At 64.5% G+C, this 19,166-nt stretch carries 19 protein-coding genes; 9 read left to right on the top strand and 10 right to left on the bottom strand.

What is annotated here, in order from left to right:
* Window positions 1-48 precede the first annotated feature (48 nt).
* Window positions 49-477, bottom strand: a complete 429-nt coding sequence (locus tag NGM28_RS17755) for a hypothetical protein (protein ID WP_240066465.1) — start codon at window positions 475-477, stop codon at window positions 49-51.
* Window positions 478-682: 205 nt separating this feature from the next.
* Between NGM28_RS17755 and NGM28_RS17750 the strand changes: the two genes are divergently transcribed.
* Window positions 683-985: a hypothetical protein gene (locus NGM28_RS17750; RefSeq protein WP_240066466.1), complete on the top strand. Its 303-nt coding sequence runs from the start codon at window positions 683-685 to the stop codon at window positions 983-985.
* Between the two features lie 3 nt (window positions 986-988).
* Here the strand turns inward: NGM28_RS17750 and NGM28_RS17745 are convergent, their stop codons facing one another.
* Together NGM28_RS17745 and gcvA are read right to left on the bottom strand one after the other, a co-directional pair.
* Entirely contained in the window at window positions 989-2,233 is a 1,245-nt protein-coding gene (locus NGM28_RS17745) for a 2-aminoadipate transaminase (RefSeq protein ID WP_252090955.1), read from the bottom strand.
* 235 nt (window positions 2,234-2,468) lie between these two features.
* The gene (gene gcvA, locus NGM28_RS17740) at window positions 2,469-3,365 is read right to left on the bottom strand and encodes a transcriptional regulator GcvA (protein ID WP_252090954.1); all 897 of its coding nucleotides are present in this window, start codon (window positions 3,363-3,365) and stop codon (window positions 2,469-2,471) included.
* A 253-nt stretch (window positions 3,366-3,618) separates the two neighbouring features.
* Between gcvA and NGM28_RS17735 the strand changes: the two genes are divergently transcribed.
* The 6 genes from NGM28_RS17735 (at window position 3,619) to NGM28_RS17710 (ending at window position 9,005) form a co-directional block, all read left to right on the top strand.
* Window positions 3,619-5,004 (top strand): amino acid permease, encoded by a 1,386-nt coding sequence (locus NGM28_RS17735; protein ID WP_252090953.1) that lies wholly within the window; start codon window positions 3,619-3,621, stop codon window positions 5,002-5,004.
* A gap of 479 nt (window positions 5,005-5,483) precedes the next feature.
* Window positions 5,484-5,972, top strand: a complete 489-nt coding sequence (locus tag NGM28_RS17730) for a PaaI family thioesterase (protein WP_240066470.1) — start codon at window positions 5,484-5,486, stop codon at window positions 5,970-5,972.
* 512 nt (window positions 5,973-6,484) lie between these two features.
* Window positions 6,485-6,880, top strand: a complete 396-nt coding sequence (locus NGM28_RS17725; protein ID WP_240066471.1) for a DUF4398 domain-containing protein — start codon at window positions 6,485-6,487, stop codon at window positions 6,878-6,880.
* A gap of 10 nt (window positions 6,881-6,890) precedes the next feature.
* Window positions 6,891-7,664, top strand: a complete 774-nt coding sequence (locus NGM28_RS17720) for an OmpA family protein (RefSeq protein ID WP_252090952.1) — start codon at window positions 6,891-6,893, stop codon at window positions 7,662-7,664.
* Window positions 7,665-7,768: 104 nt separating this feature from the next.
* Complete coding sequence (locus NGM28_RS17715; protein WP_252090951.1) at window positions 7,769-8,317, top strand: GNAT family N-acetyltransferase; 549 nt, start codon at window positions 7,769-7,771, stop codon at window positions 8,315-8,317.
* Entirely contained in the window at window positions 8,310-9,005 is a 696-nt protein-coding gene (locus NGM28_RS17710; RefSeq protein ID WP_240066474.1) for a glutathione S-transferase N-terminal domain-containing protein, read from the top strand. Before NGM28_RS17715 ends, NGM28_RS17710 begins: the two co-directional genes overlap by 8 nt.
* 102 nt (window positions 9,006-9,107) lie before the next feature.
* Here the strand turns inward: NGM28_RS17710 and NGM28_RS17705 are convergent, their stop codons facing one another.
* Window positions 9,108-10,724: an inorganic phosphate transporter gene (locus NGM28_RS17705; protein WP_252090950.1), complete on the bottom strand. Its 1,617-nt coding sequence runs from the start codon at window positions 10,722-10,724 to the stop codon at window positions 9,108-9,110.
* 128 nt (window positions 10,725-10,852) lie between these two features.
* Between NGM28_RS17705 and NGM28_RS17700 the strand changes: the two genes are divergently transcribed.
* The gene (locus tag NGM28_RS17700; RefSeq protein ID WP_240066476.1) at window positions 10,853-11,248 is read left to right on the top strand and encodes a DUF488 domain-containing protein; all 396 of its coding nucleotides are present in this window, start codon (window positions 10,853-10,855) and stop codon (window positions 11,246-11,248) included.
* A gap of 15 nt (window positions 11,249-11,263) precedes the next feature.
* Window positions 11,264-11,695: a GNAT family N-acetyltransferase gene (locus NGM28_RS17695; RefSeq protein ID WP_252091041.1), complete on the top strand. Its 432-nt coding sequence runs from the start codon at window positions 11,264-11,266 to the stop codon at window positions 11,693-11,695.
* Between the two features lie 22 nt (window positions 11,696-11,717).
* On the opposite strand, the gene NGM28_RS17690 is transcribed toward NGM28_RS17695, so the two are convergent.
* The 6 genes from NGM28_RS17690 to NGM28_RS17665 form a co-directional block, all read right to left on the bottom strand.
* A complete protein-coding gene (locus NGM28_RS17690) occupies window positions 11,718-13,211 on the bottom strand; it encodes a right-handed parallel beta-helix repeat-containing protein (protein ID WP_252090949.1) in 1,494 nt (497 codons plus the stop codon).
* 14 nt (window positions 13,212-13,225) lie between these two features.
* A complete protein-coding gene (locus NGM28_RS17685) occupies window positions 13,226-14,335 on the bottom strand; it encodes a polysaccharide lyase (RefSeq protein WP_252090948.1) in 1,110 nt (369 codons plus the stop codon).
* Window positions 14,336-14,427: 92 nt separating this feature from the next.
* Window positions 14,428-15,813: an alginate O-acetyltransferase AlgX-related protein gene (locus tag NGM28_RS17680; RefSeq protein WP_252090947.1), complete on the bottom strand. Its 1,386-nt coding sequence runs from the start codon at window positions 15,811-15,813 to the stop codon at window positions 14,428-14,430.
* Between the two features lie 30 nt (window positions 15,814-15,843).
* Window positions 15,844-16,473, bottom strand: coding sequence for an alginate O-acetyltransferase AlgF (locus tag NGM28_RS17675; RefSeq protein WP_252090946.1), 630 nt, complete (start codon window positions 16,471-16,473; stop codon window positions 15,844-15,846).
* 18 nt (window positions 16,474-16,491) lie between these two features.
* A complete protein-coding gene (locus NGM28_RS17670; RefSeq protein ID WP_252090945.1) occupies window positions 16,492-17,574 on the bottom strand; it encodes an alginate O-acetyltransferase in 1,083 nt (360 codons plus the stop codon).
* Window positions 17,575-17,728: 154 nt separating this feature from the next.
* Entirely contained in the window at window positions 17,729-19,156 is a 1,428-nt protein-coding gene (locus NGM28_RS17665) for an MBOAT family O-acyltransferase (protein ID WP_240066482.1), read from the bottom strand.
* Window positions 19,157-19,166: the final 10 nt, after the last annotated feature.

Raw genomic sequence — 19,166 nt, 5'->3', positions numbered from 1 at the left:
AGGGTTCTCCCAAGGTAGCAGAGCGGGAGAATCCTGCCGGGGCGACCGTCAGTCGGCGAGCACCTGCAACTGCCACTGGCCGTCGACTTCGCGCGCCAGGCCGCTGGCCGGCAGCAGGGCGAGCAGGCGTTCATGCAGGGCTGCTTCGGTGAAGGCCTTCAGGGTGGTCATGTCCAGCGCGCCGACGGTGATCAGCTCGGCCTTGGTGTAGGACAGCCAGGCCTTCTTCAGGGCCATCAGCACGTCGCTGCCCGCGGTGCTGGCGAAGCGGCGGTGCAGGGTGCGGCCTTCCAGCTCGAAGGTGTGGCGGTGCGTGTAGGTGCTTTCATCGCCGCCACCCTCGATACAGCGATGGCAGCGGCAGGGGCCGTCGCCAAAGGCATTGCGCAGGTAGCTGTTGAAGTCCACGACGGGCTTGAGGGTCAGGCGTTTGTCGACCTCGAACAGGTCGGCGATCAGGGGTTGTTCGGCGCTCACTCGGTATCCTCGCGTGGTGTGGCGTGCATCGGCGGGCACCCTAACAGATCGGGGCGGGGGAGGCCATGTGCATCGATGGTACCTACGGCCAATGCGCCAACCCGTAGGAGCCGGCTTGCCGGCGAACAGGTCGGTGCAGACAACGCGGTGTGGCTGCCGTACCCTAGGCGCCGTTCTACCATCCACTCCACCCGAGGTAACCCGCTTGAGCACCAAGTACCCGTACATCGCCACCGTGACCGTCAGCGCCGAAGACCGTGGGGGCGATACCGAGGCTTCGGAAAACACCGACATGCGTGTCGGCCTCGAGGCGGTGACCGAAGTCCTGAAAAAGGTGCATTTCGTCGGTACGCTCGCGGCACCGGAAAAAGGCGCCACGCACATCTGCGTCACGCTGGAGAACGGCCTGACCTACTATGGTTTGATCGTCAACGGCCACGCCGAACTCGAAGGCGGTTGGATTGCCTTCGAGTGCGACATGCCCACCCCCGAAGAGCTGGGCCTGTAGGCCTTACTTCAGCTCGGCCAGGCACTGCTCGAGGATATCCAGCCCTTCCTCGAGTACCTCAGGCTCGATGGTCAGCGGGGCCAGCAGGCGGATGATGTGCCGTGCCTTGCCACTGGGCATCAGCAGCAGGCCTTTGTCCCGCGCGGCCTCCAACACCTTGGCCAGCAGCGCTGGCGCCGGGCTGCCGTCGGCGTTGACGAACTCGATGCCGCGCATGGCGCCCACGCCTGTCACGCGGCCGATAAACGGATAGGCCGTCTTCCAGCGCTCCGCGCGGCGGACGATGGCCTGCTCCTGGCGCTCGCCCCAGGTGGCGATGTGCTCATCCGTCATCTGCGCCAGGCTGGCCAGGGCCGCCGCACAGGCGATCGGGTTGCCGGAATAGGTGCCGCCCAAGCCGCCCTTGGGCAGCGCATCCACGATTGCCCGACGGCCAACCACCGCACCCAGGGGCATACCCCCGGCAATGCTCTTGGCGAGCAACAACAGGTCCGGCTCTATTCCCAACCGCGAGAATGCGAAGCGCTGCCCGGTACGCCCGAAACCGGACTGGATCTCATCGATGATGACCAGGATCCCGTGCTCGTCGCAGAAGCGCCGCAAAGCCTGGGCAAACGTCGGGTCCAGAGCGAGAAAGCCGCCTTCGCCTTGCACCGGCTCAAAGATGAATGCCGCCACGTCCTCCACCGCCAACTCGACGCTGAACAGCCGGTCCATGGCCTGTAACGCCTGTTCGCAGGTGACCCCGGTGTCAGGGCTGGGGTAGGGCAGGTGGTAGACCGGGCCGGGCAGTTCGCCGACCCGTTGCTTGTAGGGCGCGACCTTGCCGTTGAGGTTGAGGGTGGCCAGGGTACGGCCGTGGAAGCCGCCGTCGAAGGCGATGATGGCGCGTTTTCCAGTGGCCGCGCGGGCCATCTTCAGGGCGTTTTCCGCCGCTTCCGCACCGCTGTTGGTGAGCATGCCCGCCACGGGATAGCTGACCGGGACGAACTGCTGCAGGCGCGCCATCAGTTCGAGGTAGGGGCCATGGGGGGCGGCGTTGAAGGCGTAGTGGGTCAGGCGCGTGGCCTGCTGCTGGATCGCCTCGACCACGGCTGGGTTGCAATGGCCCAGGTTGAGCACGCCGATGCCGCCGACGAAGTCGATGTAGCGCTTGCCTTCGGTGTCCCAGACTTCAGCGTTGCGGCCATGGGAAAGTGTGATCGGGTGAACGATGGCGATGGAGTGGCTGATACTTTCCTGATACATGTGCGCGCGGCCTGTTGTTCGAATTAGTCATTATCGAAACGTGCCGGGTCTATATTCGCAAACGAATTAATCGATTGCAGTCATTCCTTTAATTCGTGACCAAGGCTGGAATTCGTGTTGCTGTTGCTGGCCTCTTCGCGGGTAAACCCGCTCCTACAGGTCGCCCACAGTCTTCGAACTCAGTGATGCCCCTGTAGGAGCGGGTTTACCCGCGAAGAAGCCGTAACAGGCGACATCAATTGCCCTCGGCCACCCGCTCGCGAATCCACTGCACGAACGCCCGCACCTTGGGCACCTCGGCCGCATGCTCGGCATGGGCCATGAAATGCCGGCCGTTGCTTGCCAGCGGATGGTCCCAGGCCACCACCAGCTTGCCCTCGGCCAGCTCTTCGGCCACGAGGTAGCGTGGGATCAGGGCGATGCCGCAACCGGCGATGGCGGCGCGGATGCACAGGTAGAAGGTGTCGAAGCGCGGCCCGTGGTAACTGTTCTGGCTGTGCAGGCCCAGGCCGAGGAACCACTCGTGCCAGGCTTCCGGGCGCGAGGCGCATTGCAGCAGGCGGTGCTCGGTCAAGGCTTCGGCGCTGGCGAAGCGACGCTGCGCCAGCAAGCTTGGCGCGCACACCGGCACCACCTCTTCACTGAACAGCTCGATGCAGGTTGCCCCCGGCCAGGTGCCCTGGCCGAAAAAGAAAGCGATGTCGGCCTTGGCCTGTACCAGGTCGAAGGGCTCGAGTTCGTTGCGAATATCCAGGTGGATGCGCGGGTGGCGATCGCCGAAGCCCTTGAGCCTGGGCACCAGCCAGCGTGCGCCGAAGGTGGGCTGGGTGGCGATGCGCAGCACTTCGGTTTCGTCACCGTAGCTGAGGATGTAGCGGCTGGAGATGTCGATCTGGGTGAGGATCTTGTTCACTTCGGCCAGGTACAACGCACCTGCCGGGGTCAGGTGCAGGCGCCTGCGGATGCGCTGGAACAGTGGGTGGGCCAGCATCTCCTCGAGCTGCGCCACCTGCTTGCTGACCGCGCTCTGGGTCAGGTGCAGCTCCTGTGCGGCACGGGTGAAGCTCAGGTGGCGGGCCGCCGCCTCGAAGCACTGCAGGGCGGTGGTGGAGGGCATCAGGCGTCTGGACATGGCGAGGTGTTACCCAGCGAAAATGGAAGGAGTTCAATCCATGAAGGAATGATGTGTTTCGAAAAGGTCGTTTGTTGAGTCGGCGTCATAGATTAATACTGACCTGGATCAACAATGACAACCCATTGTTCTTAGAGGAGGGAAAGTTAGCGACCGGCGTTTCACAACAACAAGAACGAGCAACTCCGACTTACAGAATTCTGCTCCAACTTTCAGTCGTCCTTGTGGCGGCCGACCCATTCGAGGGTTTCCCATGGCATCGCCAGACAACAATAAACAGCGCTCCCTGCAACATGGCCTGACGTCGCGTCAGGTGTCCATGATCTCCATCGCCGGCATCATTGGCGCCGGATTGTTCATCGGTTCCTCCAACGCCATCGCCACCGCTGGCCCGGCCATCCTCATTTCCTACGCCATGACCGGCCTGCTGGTGCTGCTGGTGATGCGCATGCTTGGCGAGATGGCCATCGCCAATCCCAACAGCGGTTCGTTCTCCACCTACGCCAGCGAGGCCATCGGGCCGTGGGCGGGCTTCACCATCGGTTGGTTGTACTGGTGGTTCTGGGTGCTGATCATTCCGGTCGAGGCCATCGCCGGCGCGGATATCCTGCATGCGTACTTCCCGGGTGTGCCGTCCTGGCTGTTCGCCTTCCTGATCATGATCGTGCTGTCGGGCAGCAACCTGGTCAGCGTGAAGAATTTCGGTGCGTTCGAGTATTGGTTCGCCTTGGTGAAGGTGCTCGCCATCATTGCCTTCATCATGGTCTGCAGCCTGGCGGTGTTCGGTTTCTGGCCGTTGGCCGACGTCTCCGGTGTCAGCCGGCTGTGGGACACCGGCGGCTTCATGCCCAACGGTTTTGGCACTGTGCTGGGTGGCGTGCTGATCACCATCTTCTCGTTCTTCGGTGCCGAGATCGTCACCATCGCCGCCGACGAGACCGCCAACCCGAAAGACAAGATCCGCCGCGCCACCAACCTGGTGGTGTACCGCATCGCCATCTTCTACCTGGCGTCGATCTTCCTGGTGGTGTCGTTGGTGGCGTGGAACGACCCGGGGCTCAAGGCGGTCGGTTCGTTCCAGCGGGTGCTGGAGGTGCTGAACGTGCCAGGTGCCAAGCTGCTGGTCGACCTGGTGGTACTGGTGGCGGTGACCAGTTGCATGAACTCTGGTTTGTACACCGCCTCGCGCATGCTCTATTCGCTGGGGGCCCGTGGCCAGGCGCTGGGCATGACCAAGCGTATTTCCGGTGCCGGTGTGCCGACGGTGGCGGTCGTGCTTTCGACGTTGGCGGGCTTTGCCGGTTGCCTGGTCAACTATGTATTCCCCGGCAAGGTGTTCGGCTTCCTGTTGTCCACCACGGGGGCCATCGCCCTGCTGGTGTACCTGGTGATCGCCGTGTCGCAACTGCGCATGCGGGCGCGCGCCGAGCGGGAAGGTCGGCCACTGGAACTGAAAATGTGGTTGTTCCCCTGGCTGACCTGGCTGGTGATCGGCACCATCGTCATGGTGCTGGGCTACATGCTGTTCAGTGACGCCTACCGCTACGAAACGCTGATGACCGCCGGGGTGACGCTGTTCATCCTGCTGGTGTCGCTGACCCAGCGGCGCAACCGGGGCCTGGCGTTGTTCAACACCTGACAGCCGATGCGGTCCTTGCCGGCGACCACCGGCGCAGCCGGTGCCAGCCTCCGCGTTGCCTGGTTCGCCAGCAAGGCTGGCTCCTACCTGGAAACGGTATTGACGCAGGCGCGGGGCGCGGCGCTACCATCGGCCAGTGCTGCCTGCCCAACTCTGTAGGAGCCGGCCTTGTCGGCGAACACCGGCGCAGCCGGTGCCAGCCTCCGCGTTGCCTGGTTCGCCAGCAAGGCTGGCGCCTACCTGGAAACGGTATTGACGCAGGCGCGGGGCGCGGCGCTACCATCGGCCATTGCTGCCTGCCCAACTCTGTAGGAGCCGGCCTTGCCGGCGAACACCGGCACAGCCGGTGCCAGCCTCCGCGTTGCCTGGTTCGCCAGCAAGGCTGGCGCCTACCTGGAAACGGTATTGACGCAGGCGCGGGGCGCGGCGCTACCATCGGCCAGTGCTGCCTGCCCAACTCCAACAAGCAAAGGACGCCCATGACCGATTCCCTGCAACGCCTCGCCGCCCCCGAAGGTATCTGCTACGGCTGCGGTTGCGCTCACCCCAGCGGCCTGCATGTGCAGAGCCACTGGGACACCGATGGCATTCACCTGCTATGCCGCCACACCCCCGACGAAACCTTCACCGGCTGGCCGGGCTTGGTCTATGGCGGCTTGCTGGCGATGCTGGTGGACTGCCACTCCAACTGGACCGCGATGGCCTATCACTACCGCGCCGAAGGCCGCGAGGCCGGCGGCCTGCCACGGATCGACTGTGTCACCGGCCAGCTCGGGCTGACGTACCTCAAACCGACGCCGATGGGTGTCGAGCTGCTGCTCAAGGCGCGGGTCGAAGGCGAGGTCGGGCGCAAGAGCCGGGTGATCTGCGAGGTTTGGGCGGGTGATGTGCTGACGGTGCTCGCTGACTCGGTGTTCGTGCGGGTCGATACCGAACAACTCAAGCTCAAGGCCCACCAGCAGGGTTAGGCCTTGGCCACCTGCTTTGTCCGTGTGGGCTGACCGTACCTGTTGCGGTCGGCCCACAGCACGGCCCCCCACCTGATATTTCTGTCAGTAGACGCCAACCATGCCGCAATCCTAACGTCAGCAAGCGTCGTTTCGACGTGAAAACTGCTCGGACTGGAGGCGGCATCATGCCCAACGGAAATACCCTGCTAGACGGAAAAGAGCCCAACCCCGCTCGATACCAGCAAGGCACTGGCCGGGCCGGGAGGGGAAAGGTAAAGCGCCTGTCGAACTTCCTTACAGCTCAGTTGCGAAAAGTCCTATTCGGTCGCTTGTTCGCTGGGAATAGTCTGATGCCGTTTTCGCAACAGTCTGTCTTGGGCGCTCTCATATTCATCATGTCGGAAAGGACTCCGACCCGGCTGTGTAGCCGGTTTTACGATGAGCAAACCGGACATTTCCCACGTCTTCAGTCCAATTCCGGTGATGGCTCGCTGATCGCCGGTTCGCGTACGCAGCACAGGAGCTTTTCCATGCGTGTCCCTTTCAATCGCAAGACGCTGCCGTTGGCTGGCCTGCTCATGATCATGGGTGGGTGTGCCAGTGTCACGGTCCCAACCGAGCAGATCGAACTCACCCGCAGCGCCGTCAACCGTGCGGTCGCCGCCGATGCCACCCAGTATGCACCGGTGGAGATGCGCGCCGCCCAGGACAAGCTCGGCGCCATGGACCGCGCCTTCGGCGAGAAGCGTTATGAGCAGGTTCGCACCCTGGCCCAGCAGGCCGAGGCCGATGCTCGCCTGGCCGAAACCAAGGCGCGGGCGCAGCGCACCGAAGAACAACTGAAAACCGCAGAGAAAGGCATCGACGTGCTCAAGCATGAAATGCTCACCGAACCGGGTGCCGTCCCAACCAAGTCTGGCCAGTAAGGAGCCGAACATGTCGAAACGTTATCTGCTGCCGGCCATGTCCGTGCTCGCCCTGGTGATCGCCGGCTGCGCCGCGACTCCGGAAAATCCGCGCCTGGTGGAGGCCCGTGAGGCTTTTTCGACCCTGCAGGCCAAGCCGGAGTCTCATCGTATTGCCGCCTTGGAAACCCAGCAGGCGCAAGCCGCGCTGGGCAAGGCCGAAGAAGCTTCGCTGGCCAGCCGCAAGTCGCCCGAGGTCGAGCAACTGGCCTACCTGGCCAATCGAAAGATCGAGACGGCCGAGGAAACCATCCGCCTGCGCCAGGCCGAGGCCGGCATGCGCGGCATCGACGCCCGCCGTGCCGAGGCTCGCCTGGAAGTACGCACCGCCCAGCTCAATGCGTTGAAGGCGCTCAACGGTAAGGAGACCGAGCGTGGCACGGTAGTGTCGTTCGGTGATGTGTTGTTCGCGACTGGCAAGGCCACTTTACGTAACGAAAGCCTTGACGATATCCAGCGCCTGGCGCAGTTCCTGCGGGACAACCCAGAGCGCAAGGTGCGGGTCGAGGGCTTCACCGACTCCACCGGTGGCGACGCCTTGAACCTGCGATTGTCGGAGAACCGTGCGGCGGCCGTGGCCCACGCGCTGCGTCGCCAGGGTGTGGACCCGGCGCGCATCGTCAGCGCCGGTTACGGCAAGGCGTCCCCTGTGGCGAGCAACGCCGATGCGCATTCGCGTCAGCTTAATCGCCGGGTGGAGGTGATCGTCTCTCGTGACGCGGAGCCAGTAAGGACGCGTTACTGAGGCTTGAAGGCGATCCGGTGCAAGCCGGGTCGCCTTTTCATTTGCACCGCTCCGGCGGGGCTGGCATTGTCGGAGGCGATCCGGACGCCCGACAGGATGTTGCCATGCCCTACCAGATCCGCCCGGCCCGCGACGCTGACAGCAGCGCCCTGAGCCATGTCGGCCAGGCCACCTTCGCCCTGGCCAGCCCACCCGACAGCGCCCCTGCCGCGCTGCAGCACTATATCGCCCACAACCTTCAGCCTGAGCATTTCCTGATGCACCTGCAGCACCCTCACAAGCGCCTGCTGGTGGTCGAGCAGGTGGGGCAGGTGGTGGGTTACAGCATGCTCGACCTGGCGCCCGACAATCTGGGTATCGGCGCAGCCGACCACTTGGTGGAAATTTCCCGCTTCTACCTGTTGCCTGTCGTCCATGGCAGCGGGGCGGGGCAGCTGCTGCTGGAGGCAACCCTGGCGCATATCCATGGAGCGGTGCGCCTCACCGTCAACGAACTCAACGCGCGGGCCATCCGCTTCTACCAGCGCAATGGCTTTCGCAAGGTGGGGGAGGCGGTCTTCCCGTGTGGCGAGGAGCGCCATCGTGACTGGGTGATGGTCAGGGATGCCGCGTTGTCCACCCACCTTATACAACCAAGGCCTGAACATGACTGATCTGTCCGCGTTCCCCATTACCCGCAAGTGGCCGGCCCGGCACCCCGAGCGGCTGCAGCTGTATTCACTGGCCACGCCCAATGGTGTAAAGGTCTCGATCATGCTCGAGGAGATCGGCCTGCCCTATGAAGTGCACAAGGTCAGCTTCGAAACCGATGACCAGATGAGCCCCGAGTTCATTTCGTTGAGCGTCAACAACAAGATCCCGGCGATCCTTGACCCGGAAGGCCCCGGTGGCCAACCGCTGCCGCTGTTCGAGTCGGGGGCGATCCTGCAGTACCTGGCCGAGAAGAGCGGCCAGCTGCTGAGCCTCGACCCGGCCCAGCGCTACCAGACGCTGCAGTGGCTGATGTTCCAGATGGGCGGCATCGGGCCGATGTTCGGCCAGGTGGGGTTCTTCCACTTTTTCGCAGGCAAGGACTACGAGGACAAGCGGCCGCGGGATCGTTACGTCAACGAATCGAAGCGCTTGCTGGGTGTGCTGGACCGGCACTTGAAGGGGCGTGAATGGATGGTGGACGCGTACAGCATCGCCGATATCGCCATCTTCCCGTGGGTGCGCAACCTGGTGGAGCGCTACAACGCGCGGGACTTGGTGGGGTTCGATGCGTTCAGGGAGGTGCAGCGGGTGCTGGCCAACTTCCTCGAACGCCCGGCGGTGCAGCGTGGCCTGAAGATACCCGGTTGATCGCGCCTCACCTCTGTAGGAGCGGCTTCAGCCGCGATGCAGGCAACGCGGTGCCTGGCACCCGCTTGCGGGTGATCGCGGCTGAAGCCGCTCCTACAAGGGTCAGAAGAGCTGGTTGAGCAGCCAGTACAGGCTCCCGGCCAGCAGCATCGCCGCCGGCAAGGTCAGCACCCAGGCCATCAGCAGGTTGACCAGGGTGCGCTTCTGGATCCCCGAACCATTGGCCACCATGCTCCCGGCCACGCCAGAGCTGAGCACGTGGGTGGTCGACACCGGCAGCCCGAACATGTCCGCCGCACCGATGGTGCACATCGCCACCACCTCGGCCGAGGCGCCCTGGGCATAGCTCAAATGGGTCTTGCCGATCTTCTCGCCCACCGTGACCACGATGCGCCGCCAGCCGACCATGGTGCCCAGGCCGAGGGCGATCGCCACCGCCACCTTGACCCACAGCGGGATATAGCGGGTGGCATCGTCCAGCTGGCGCTTGAACAGTTGCACATGGCGAGTGGTGTCGGCGTCGAAACGGGCCAGCTGGTGCTTGTCGAGCAGGCGGATCGCCTCGCTGGTCAGGTACATGTCGTTGCGCACGTTGGCCATGGCCTCGGCGGGCACGCGCTTGAGCGAGCCGTAGCCTTTGACTTCCTCGCCGATCATGCCGGTCAGCGCGGCGAGGGCGGGCACCAGGTCGGTGCTGGCCTTGGGCGTGCCGATGAACGCGGTCAGCACCTGGCGTGGATCTGCCGGGGGCGGCAGCGGCGCACTGCGCACCAGGGCCTGGCGGGTCACCTCGGCTACTGCCGAGAACTGCAGGGCCTGCTCGTTGGGCATGGTCTTGTTCAGGGCGTAGGCCATGGGTAGCGTGCCGACCAGAATGAGCATGATCAGGCCCATGCCTTTCTGCCCGTCGTTCGAGCCATGGGCGAACGACACGCCGGTGCAGGTCAGGATCAGCACGCCACGGATCCACCAGGGCGGCGGGGTCTGGCTTTCCGGCGCCTGGTACAGCTCCTGGCGCTTGACCAGCGCGCGCAAGGCCAGCAGTAGCAGGGCGGCGCAGGCGAAACCGATCAACGGCGAGAACAACAGGGCGTAGCCGACCTTGCTGGCCTGGGCCCAGTCCACCCCGCTGGTGCCGTCGCGCCCGTGCATCAGGGCGTTGGCCACGCCCACGCCGATGATCGAGCCGATCAACGTGTGCGAGGAGGAGGCCGGCAGGCCCAGCCACCAGGTGCCCAGGTTCCAGATGATCGCTGCCAGCAGCAGGGCGAAGACCATGGCGAAACCGGTGCTGGAGCCCACCTGCAGGATCAGTTCGACCGGCAGCAGGGCGATGATGCCGAACGCCACCGCGCCGCTGGAAAGCAATACACCGAGAAAATTGCACAGCCCCGACCACACCACCGCCACCGGTGCCGGCAGCGAGTGGGTGTAGATCACCGTGGCCACGGCATTGGCGGTGTCGTGGAAACCATTGACGAACTCGAAGCCCAGGGCGATCAGCAGCGCCAGGCCCAACAGCAGGAACGGCGTGACGGTGGTGACCACGGTGCCGCTGGCGCTGACGTCCTGCTTGAGGCTCCAGAAGGTGTAGGCCAGGCCGGCCAGGAGCAGGCCGATGAACAGGACGAGGGTGGCGCGGCTGGGTGTGTGAGCAAGCTGGGGGCGTGAATCGCGGTGGGTCAGTTGCGGCTGGCTGGCCAGTGACGGGGTTGCCATGGGGGCTCCGGTTGGCGTCGGGCAAGGGTGCCGAAGGCTTTCAGCATAGAAACAAATCGTTACTTGTGCGTGACCTCGGTCAATGAACGCCTTAGGCTTGCTGAGGTGAGATGTCGCGCAGGTGGCTGATGATTCGATGCAAGCGTGTCTACGAAGCGGCATTGCCGAGCGATGGCCAGCGTGTGCTGGTCGATCGCCTGTGGCCGCGCAACACGCGCAAGGATGAGCTGCAGGGCCAGTGGCTGCGTGAGGTGGCGCCATCCGACGAACTGCGTAAGGCGTTCCATGCCGGAGCACTGGATTTTGCCGGTTTCACCCGGTGCTACCAGCAGGAACTGGCTGCCCATCCCGAGCATTGGTATCCCTTGCTGGACGTGGCCGACAAGGGCGTCCTGACCTTGCTGTATGCCGGCAAGGACACCGAGCACAATAATGCCCAGGTACTGGCCCGTTGGCTGGAAGACGAACTGGAGCGGCGCGGCCCGGGCAGTTCGCCGGTCTGCTATGCCCCCGAAACCCCTTGATACGTGTGTTCGATGATGCCCCTTCAACTGATCCCCGCCACCGACAGTCACCGCACCTTCGCCCGTGACCTGACCCGCCGCGCCATGCTGGCGTACTACCGTGAATTCGACCTGCTGTGGATCGAGGAAGCCTTCGACGAGGCCTGGGGTTGGCGCGAGCAATGGCTGGTGGTCGAGGACGACCAGGTGCTGGGCTTCTGCAGCCTGAGCCAGGACCGCCAGGCGTTGTACATCCGCGAGTTGCACCTGCTGCCTGAACATCGTGGCCGGGGTGTCGGTGGCTGGGTGCTGGAGCAACTGGCCGGCTGGACGGTGCAGCGGCGATTGCCGTTGCTGCGCTTGACGGTGTTCAGCAGTAACCCGGCGCGGGGCCTGTACCAGCGCCGGGGTTTCGTCGAGGTGGGCATGGACGAATGCTTCGTGCGGATGCAGCGCCCGGTGGCCTGACACGATCCTTGTAGGAGCGGCTTCAGCCGCGATCACCCACGGGGCGGGTGCCAAGCACCGCGTTGCCTGCATCGCGGCTGAAGCCGCTCCTACAGTGACACACTCGCACAATCTGGCCGCGAGCCACCGTCGCCTCCAGCACCTGCCCCTGCAACGGCAGCAGGTCGCCAATCAGCAGGTTCTGCAGCAATGCCTTGCCATCGAAAGTGTTACGCCCCAACTCGACCTCCCGAACTCCCTCGACCCGCATCACCGCCTTGCCCACCTGGCCGAGGTGATTACCACTGATCAGCAGCGGCCCGGGCAACGGCGCGGCATTGCGCAGGCTGAAGGCGTACTCCGGGGTATTGCCGATGCGGTTGCCTACCAGCGCGAACGCCGCAACTTCACTGGCGTCCACCGCGCTACCCTGGCTGCTGGCCAGCAGGTTGTCGTCGATCAGCAAGGGGGCTGACGGGGTAGGCGCAAGGTTGCGCAACTGGATGCCATTGCCACGGCTGTCACCGATGCGGTTGCCGGCCACCAGCACGGCGCCGCGCTGCTCGCTGATCTCGATGGCCGCCTTGGTGGCGCCGAGGATCAGGTTGTCCTGCACTCGTGCCCGGGTTTGCCCGCGCAGGCGCACGCCGCTGTTGTTGTCGATGCCGCGCAACTGGTTGCCACTCAGGTTCAGTTGGCTGTCACGGACGTCGATGGCGTACTGCTGCGAGTGCTCGAACTGGCTGCCTGTGAGGGTCGCCTGGCTGTGCTGCAGCTCCACGGCACTGGACAGCTCGCTGAATTGGCTGTTTTCGATCAACACCGTGGCCGGGCGGGAGCCGGTCGGTTGCTGGGCACTGAGCGCAGTACTGAAACCGCGGGACAGGTTGGCGTTGTAGCCCAGGCGCTTGAGCGTCGAGCCGATCACTTGGGTGTGGCTGCCGGCCCAGGCCATCACGAACGGCCGCCAGGCGCGGTCGGTGTTGCCCGGTTTGTCGCCAGCAAAGCTTTCCAGTGTCGAGCGGTTCAGCCCCAGCCAGCCCTGGTTGATCAGGGCGGTGCCGGAGAAGGTGTAGAGGTAGAGGTGAGTGTCTTCCAGCACCAGACCGGCATCCGGCCCGATCATCAGCGGATAACTCAGCAGGTAGCCCTCTTTGTAGCGTTTGAGGATGCGTGCATCGTTCAGCGTGTCATGCAGTTGCGCCAGGGTGATGCTGCCCCCTCGCAGGATCACGGCCTGCGGATGGTGCGCCTGGTAGCCGGCGATGGCGCGGAACAGGCCGTTGTTGACGAAGGGCTCGAACGGCCAACTGCCGGCCTGGGACGAGAACATCGGTTGCAGGGTGACGCTGGCACGGCCTGACGGTTGTGGGCGGGTAGCCTGTTCGAAGGCCACCGCCTGGTGCGCTTGCTGACGCAGTTCGGCCAGTTGTCGTTGGTGTTGCTCCGGGGGCAGGGTTTCGATGATGGGTGAGGCTTGGGCGGTACTTGCCAGCAGCAGGGCGGCCAGGCAGTAAAGGCGGGTAAGGGAGGCCATGGGATCGTCCTTGTTCAAGGCAGGTTGGAATAGGCCGGCTTCAGCGGGCCGCCTATCTGGCTGTAGTTGTCCACCTCGCCATCCTCTTCGTCGTACAGCTGGCGGGCCAGGCGATGGCCGGGCGCTCGGGCGAGGAAGGGAATCAGCCAGGCCAGCTTGTAGGGGGCGACTTCGGCTTGGTGCTTGCCCTTGAGTTCGGGCAGGGTGCCTGGTTCGAGCACGCTGCGGGCGGCGAAACGGGCCAGGCGGTCAAGGGTCTGCTGGTCGTCGTCGCTCCAGGCCAGACCGTTGGCGCGGGCCGACTCGCTGAGCAGCACCAAGGGCACCAGGGCGTATTGGCTGTAGGTGGCGGCCAGCTTGCTGCGCGCCACTTCAAGCGGCAGGTAGGCGTAGTCGTCACGGCGCACGGCCTGGGCCAGGCCCCGGCGCAGGTTGCCGTTGGCCCAGCGGATGAAATCGTCGCGGCCCACCAGCATGCCGGTGGCGGCTACGGCCCAGGCAGCCCAGTAGTCGTGGTTGTTGAAATACACGGTGGTGGAGGTGCGTCGTGGATCGTATTCACGAATCACTTGCTCGCCGAGCTGGGTGAACCAGTGCTGCTGCGTGGTGCTCAGCCGCACCTTGCCATCGGCGGCGGCCTGGGTGAGCAACACGCTGCCGGCCATGGCGGCCAATGCCCACTTGCGCGCGGCCATGCCGGTGTTGCTGGCGTCCGGGGCAAGCAGGGCGCCGGCCTTGGCCCAATGCTCCAGCCACTGGTCCTGGCAGGCCAGGGCGAGGTTGGCTTGCTTGGGCTTTTTGGCCTGCTGGAAACGTTTGCCGGCCTGGATCAGGCCGGCGATGAACGGCTTGATCTGCCCGGCGATGCGTTCGCTGTCGGTGTCGGGGCTGGCGCGCAGGGTGGATTTGCTGGCGTCGCGCGGGTCGTACTTGCTTTGCAGATGCAGGCTGCCGGTGTAGGGCGGTGGCGGTTCTTTCGGGCAGGGCAGGGTGCGGTAGTCGGTGATCATGGCCGATTGCGTGGTGGCACGTGGCGGCCAGATCGATTGGGTGGCATGGGCCTGTGGGAGCAACAGGACCAGGACGAGCAGGCTTGAAATACCGGGGGCCGCTTTGCGGCCCATCGCCGGCAAGCCGGCTCCTACAGAAGATCGCCCTCCGGAGGTAGGAGCCGGCTTGCCGGCGATGGGCTGCAAAGCAGCCCCAACCCTGCCGATCACAGACATAACCGTGTCTCCACTTCGGTAGCGGCGGTGCCGGCCTTGGTCGGCTCGAGGAACACCGAGAGCAGGTTGGCGCCGGCGAACTCGGGCGCCTTGCTCAGCTCCAGGTAATACTGCCCACCGCTCACCGCCGCCTCGCGGCGGAACCACACCTTGTCGCGGGCGCCGTTGTCGTAATAGACGATGAGGTAGAAGTCCTTGACGTTCCTGTCGCTCAGGCGGATATCGAGGAAGCCGTTGGACAGGGCCTGGCGTGCACTGCCAGCATTGCTCAATAGCTCGATACGTTCGCCGACTTTAAGCGCCGGGCGTTGCAGCTTGGTGGCCAACACAGCTTGCGACGCTTTGCAGCCCCCTTGTATCGCCGGCACCAGCTGGCGGTACATCAAGGGTGAGTCCAGCCGGTAGTTGGCTGGCAACTCCCAGACGATCAGCTTGGGCGGCGCCGCAGGCTTGTAGTCGGCGGACAGCAGGTACTCCAGCAGCGAGCCGTCCTCGCCCACGCCGGGCAGGGCGTAGTTGAGGATATCCACCTCCAGGTACTGCTTCAGGTAGCCGTCGAAGTTGAACTGCTTGCTCTCGTCCTCACGGGCTGCGGCGTTGCTGTCGCCGACCAGGATCACCTCGGGGTCGGGGGCGTCGTCGAACAGGGCGTCGCTGTCGTTGGCCACCGGTACGGTCTGGTAGCCGCGCACGTACTGGAAACCGTAGTTATTGCCGCAGATGTAGCTCAGGGCCAGGTTCAGGGTGCCATCCTTGGGCACCATCACCCCGGGCTCGGTGCGGTACTGTTTTTTCGTCAGGCCAGCGTAGAACGGTTGGCGACGTATCTCCTCGGCCATCAGCATGGCCGTGGCTTCGGCGCCGGCCGGGGTCCAGTGGTGGTCGCGGCGGAAGAAGTACTCACCCTTGGGCGGCTGGCGTACCAACTGCATCATCGGTGCCACCACCGCTCCACCCTGGCGCAGTTGCCCAAGATAGGTGTCAAGGTTGCGGCTGGCGCGGTCATGGTCGAAACCCAGCAGATGATCGGTTTGGAGCTTGTCGCGGTGCATCAGGCCACGGGTCGGCTGGATCGCCATGGCCACCTGGATGCCCTGGCGGTGAAACGTGTCCATCAACCGGGCGAACTCCGGGCGCATGGGCGCGGGGATGCCGAAGTCGTTGGTCAGGTCGACCATCGAGCGGAACAGCCAGCGCTCCTTGCCGGGGACGATCTGGCGCATCAGCTTCATGCGCCCTTCGGCATAGTGCTGCGGTTCGGCCAGGGCCGGGCAGACCATGCACTGCAGGTTCTCACAGCCAGGCTCGGCCGCCTGGCCCGGCAGGCTGAGGAGCATGAGGGTAGCCGCCAGGCCGAGGGGGAGGAGGGTGTTCATAAGCCAGTCATCCTTGCGTTCGGCGTTGCGTCACTCGGTCGGGTCGATGCTGTTGGCCAGGCTCAAGCTGCGGTTGCCTGGCAGCAGCACATAGCTGTAAGAGCGGCCTTTCTTCAGGAACAGCTCGTCGAAACTGGCCACTTCCTGGTCATTCACATAGGCGGCGAAGTCGATCTTTATTTCGTTGACCATGCGCGCGCCGGTCTGGCCGTTGGCCAGGGCCTTGACCACCTCATGCTTGCCATCGGCGGTGCGCAGCGTGGCCTGGGCCGGGGTCAGGTTGTAGAAGGCCACCTGCGCCTTTTTCGGTTCGTTGACGTACTGGTCGGCGATCAGGTTCAACTGCTTGCCGTCGTACACCACGGTGCTGGCGGCGTTGGCCGCCAGGGTCGGTTCGATCACCTTGGCGCCGATGCCGATCTTGTGCGCGCCAGCCGGCACGAAGCGGTAGCCGCCGAGCTGCCCTGGGGCGACCTTCTGTGGGTTGACCTTGCCACTGAGGGTCACCTCGATGTTGGCGTCGGACAGGTTGAGCACGCGCACGAACGCCGAGTCGGCCGGTGCCACGGCGTCATACAGATCGGCGTTGCCTTCGGCGGCCAGGGTGGTGTGGCTGGCAGCAATCAGGGCGATGGCGGTGAACAGGGTTGAAGGCTTCATCAGGTGCTCCTTTGAACGTCAGAAATGCCCGGGTTGGGCGGTGTGACGGGCTGTGTCGGGGCGCTGCGCGAGCAGGGTGCGCAGGGGGAACTCCCAGACCACCGTGTCGATCCGTGGGTCTTGCAACTGGTCGCTGGCCAGGAACTGGTTCATCGCCTCGAACGGCCCGCGGGCCTCCACGGCGACGGACAGCAGGTCGCGGTTGAGGGCTTCCTTGAGGAAACCGACGAAGTTCCAGTCGTCGATCTTGCTGTAGCTGGTGCCCACCAGCAGCAGGCTCTGGGTCTGCTCGGTGAACAGTTCATCACTGTCTTGTTCGGCCTTGAGGGTTTCGTACAGCTCGATCGGGCTGGGGCCGAACTGCGGCGCCAGGCGCGCATGGTCGAACTGCAGGTAGTTCATCAGGTCGCCCTTGACCTGTTTCTCGCCGGTCCTGTGTGACACGTACACCTGGTCACCCAGCAATTGCGGGCGCTGGCGGGCCAGTTCGTAGGCCGACAGGCGCGCGCCGTCCGGGCTCCAGTGGGTGTCGGACTTGAGGAACAGCGCTGGCCCGGACAGGTTGCGCAGGTAGGCCTCGCGCAGCGCCACCACGTCCAGCTGCCGGGCTTGCAGGTCGCTGACGAAGCGGGCGTAGAGGCTGGATACCCGTGGGTCGAAGGCGCGCTGGGCGTGCTGGGCGTAGATGTCCAGTTTCATCGGCAGTGGCAGCAGCACCAGGTGCTTGCCATGGCTGGCCAAGCGCTCGGCGACCTGGGTGATCTGTTGCAGTTGGCTGGCCAGGTTGGCGTCCAGGTCGTTGGGCACGCGGTATTCCTGGCGGGTGTAGAGCCAGCCGTGCTTGCCCAGTACCACGCCGCTGGAACCCTCGCCGAACAGCTGGAACTGGGCGTCTGCCCACAGCTGGATTGACGGATCGCGCAGGAAGAAGCGCTTGTCGTAGGCCTGTTCGAACGTGCGCAACAGCTTGCCGTCGACGAACAGGTTCCAGGCGTCGGTCTGGTTGCGGGCGAAGTTCGCTACGGGCGGCAGCGAATAGACGAACATCGCCGCCAGCACCAGGGCGAAGAGTACACCGTTGGCCTTGCTGGCCGATTTCATCACTGGATACATGGCATTCCCACGGAACAGAAAGTTGACTCGTTGATCGACGCACCCCTTGTAGGAGCGGGCTTGCCTCGCGAACCAGGCAATGCGGTGCATGGCACCGGCTTCGCCGGTGTTCGCGGGGCAAGCCCGCTCCTACAGGGATCGCCTAGAACTGGAAATACAGGAACGGCGAGAACGAACTGGCCGCCAGGCTGCTCAGCGCCAGCAGGAAGCCGCCCCATAGCAACAGGCTGTGCAGCACACCCACATGGCGCATGAAGTAGCCGTCCTGGTTGCCGGCGTAGAAGCGCACGTTGGTGATCCCCGCCAGCACCAGCCAGGCCAGCGCCACCAGGGCGAAGCTCATGGCCATCTTCGAGGCCCCCAGCACGTAGAGTTCCAGCGAACCGAAGCCGTTGAAGCCCAGCAACGCCTGGTAGATGGCGAGGCTGTGGCGCAGGTCCATGGTGAAGAACAGCGGCATGCTCAAGGTGATCAACAGCGCCGTGCGCAGGTTGCGCCCCAGGCGGTAGGGCGTGTTGAGCTTGGTGGCCAGGCCGAACTTGCGCTCCAGCACCATCCCCACCCCGAAGAACAGCCCCCAGCAGATGAAGGCGAAGCTCGCGCCGTGCCACAGCCCGGACAGCAACATGGTCCAGACCAGCGCCGGCAGGGCACCGGCCACGCGCTTGCGCACCAGCGGCAGGTACACGTAGTCGCGCAGGAAGTGCGCCAGGGTCATGTGCCAGCGCGACCAGAACTCGGTGATGCTCTGCGACACGTAGGGTTGATTGAAGTTTTCCGGGAAGCGAAACCCCATCATCAAGGCCAGGCCCAAGGCCATGTGGCTGTAACCGGCGAAGTCGAAGTACAGCTGCAGCGTCGACACCACCAGGCCGAACCAGGCATCGCTGAACTGCAACGTGCCTTCACCGATGAACAGCGCGTTGATCGGCGCCAGGCGGTCGGCGATCAGCACCTTCATGATGAAACCGAGCATGAAGCGGCACACGCCCAGGGAAAACAGCTCCATGGAGTGACTGCGCTGGCGCAGCTGTGGCGCCAGTTGGCTGTAACGCAGGATGGGCCCCGCCACCAGGTGCGGGAACAGCGCGACGAAGGCGGCGAAGTCGATGAAGCTGCGGGTCGGCGTGGCGTCCTTGCGGTAGATGTCGACGATGTAGCTCAGGGCATGGAACACATAGAACGAGATGCCCAGCGGCAGGAAGATGTTTTCCAGGGTCCAGGTATTGATGCCCAGCGGTGCCAGCAGCAGGGCCAGCACCTCAGCGCCGAAATTGGCGTACTTGAAGTAGCCGAGCGTGGCCAGGTTGCCGGCCACGCCAAGCCACAGCAGGCGCAAGGCCCCGCGTTTGTCAGCGCTGTCCAGGCGCGCCTTGATGCCCAGGCCGAAGCCGTAGTTCCAGGCGGTGATGGCGACGAACAGCAGCAGGAAGTCCGGGCGCCACCAGGCGTAGAAAATGTAGCTGGCGGCCACGATCACCAGCGAGCGCCACCGCGGCCGGGCCAGGTAGTAGATGGCCAGGAACAGGGGCAGGTAGAGGAACAGGAACACGTTGGAAGCGAAGATCATGGCGGCCCGT

Origin of the sequence: Pseudomonas sp. MWU13-3659, assembly GCF_023757525.1 — a bacterium.
GTDB classification, from domain to species: Bacteria; Pseudomonadota; Gammaproteobacteria; order Pseudomonadales; family Pseudomonadaceae; genus Aquipseudomonas; species Aquipseudomonas entomophila_E.
The sequence above is the reverse complement of the archived record's forward strand: the minus strand, read 5'-3'. Positions and strand labels throughout refer to the sequence as shown.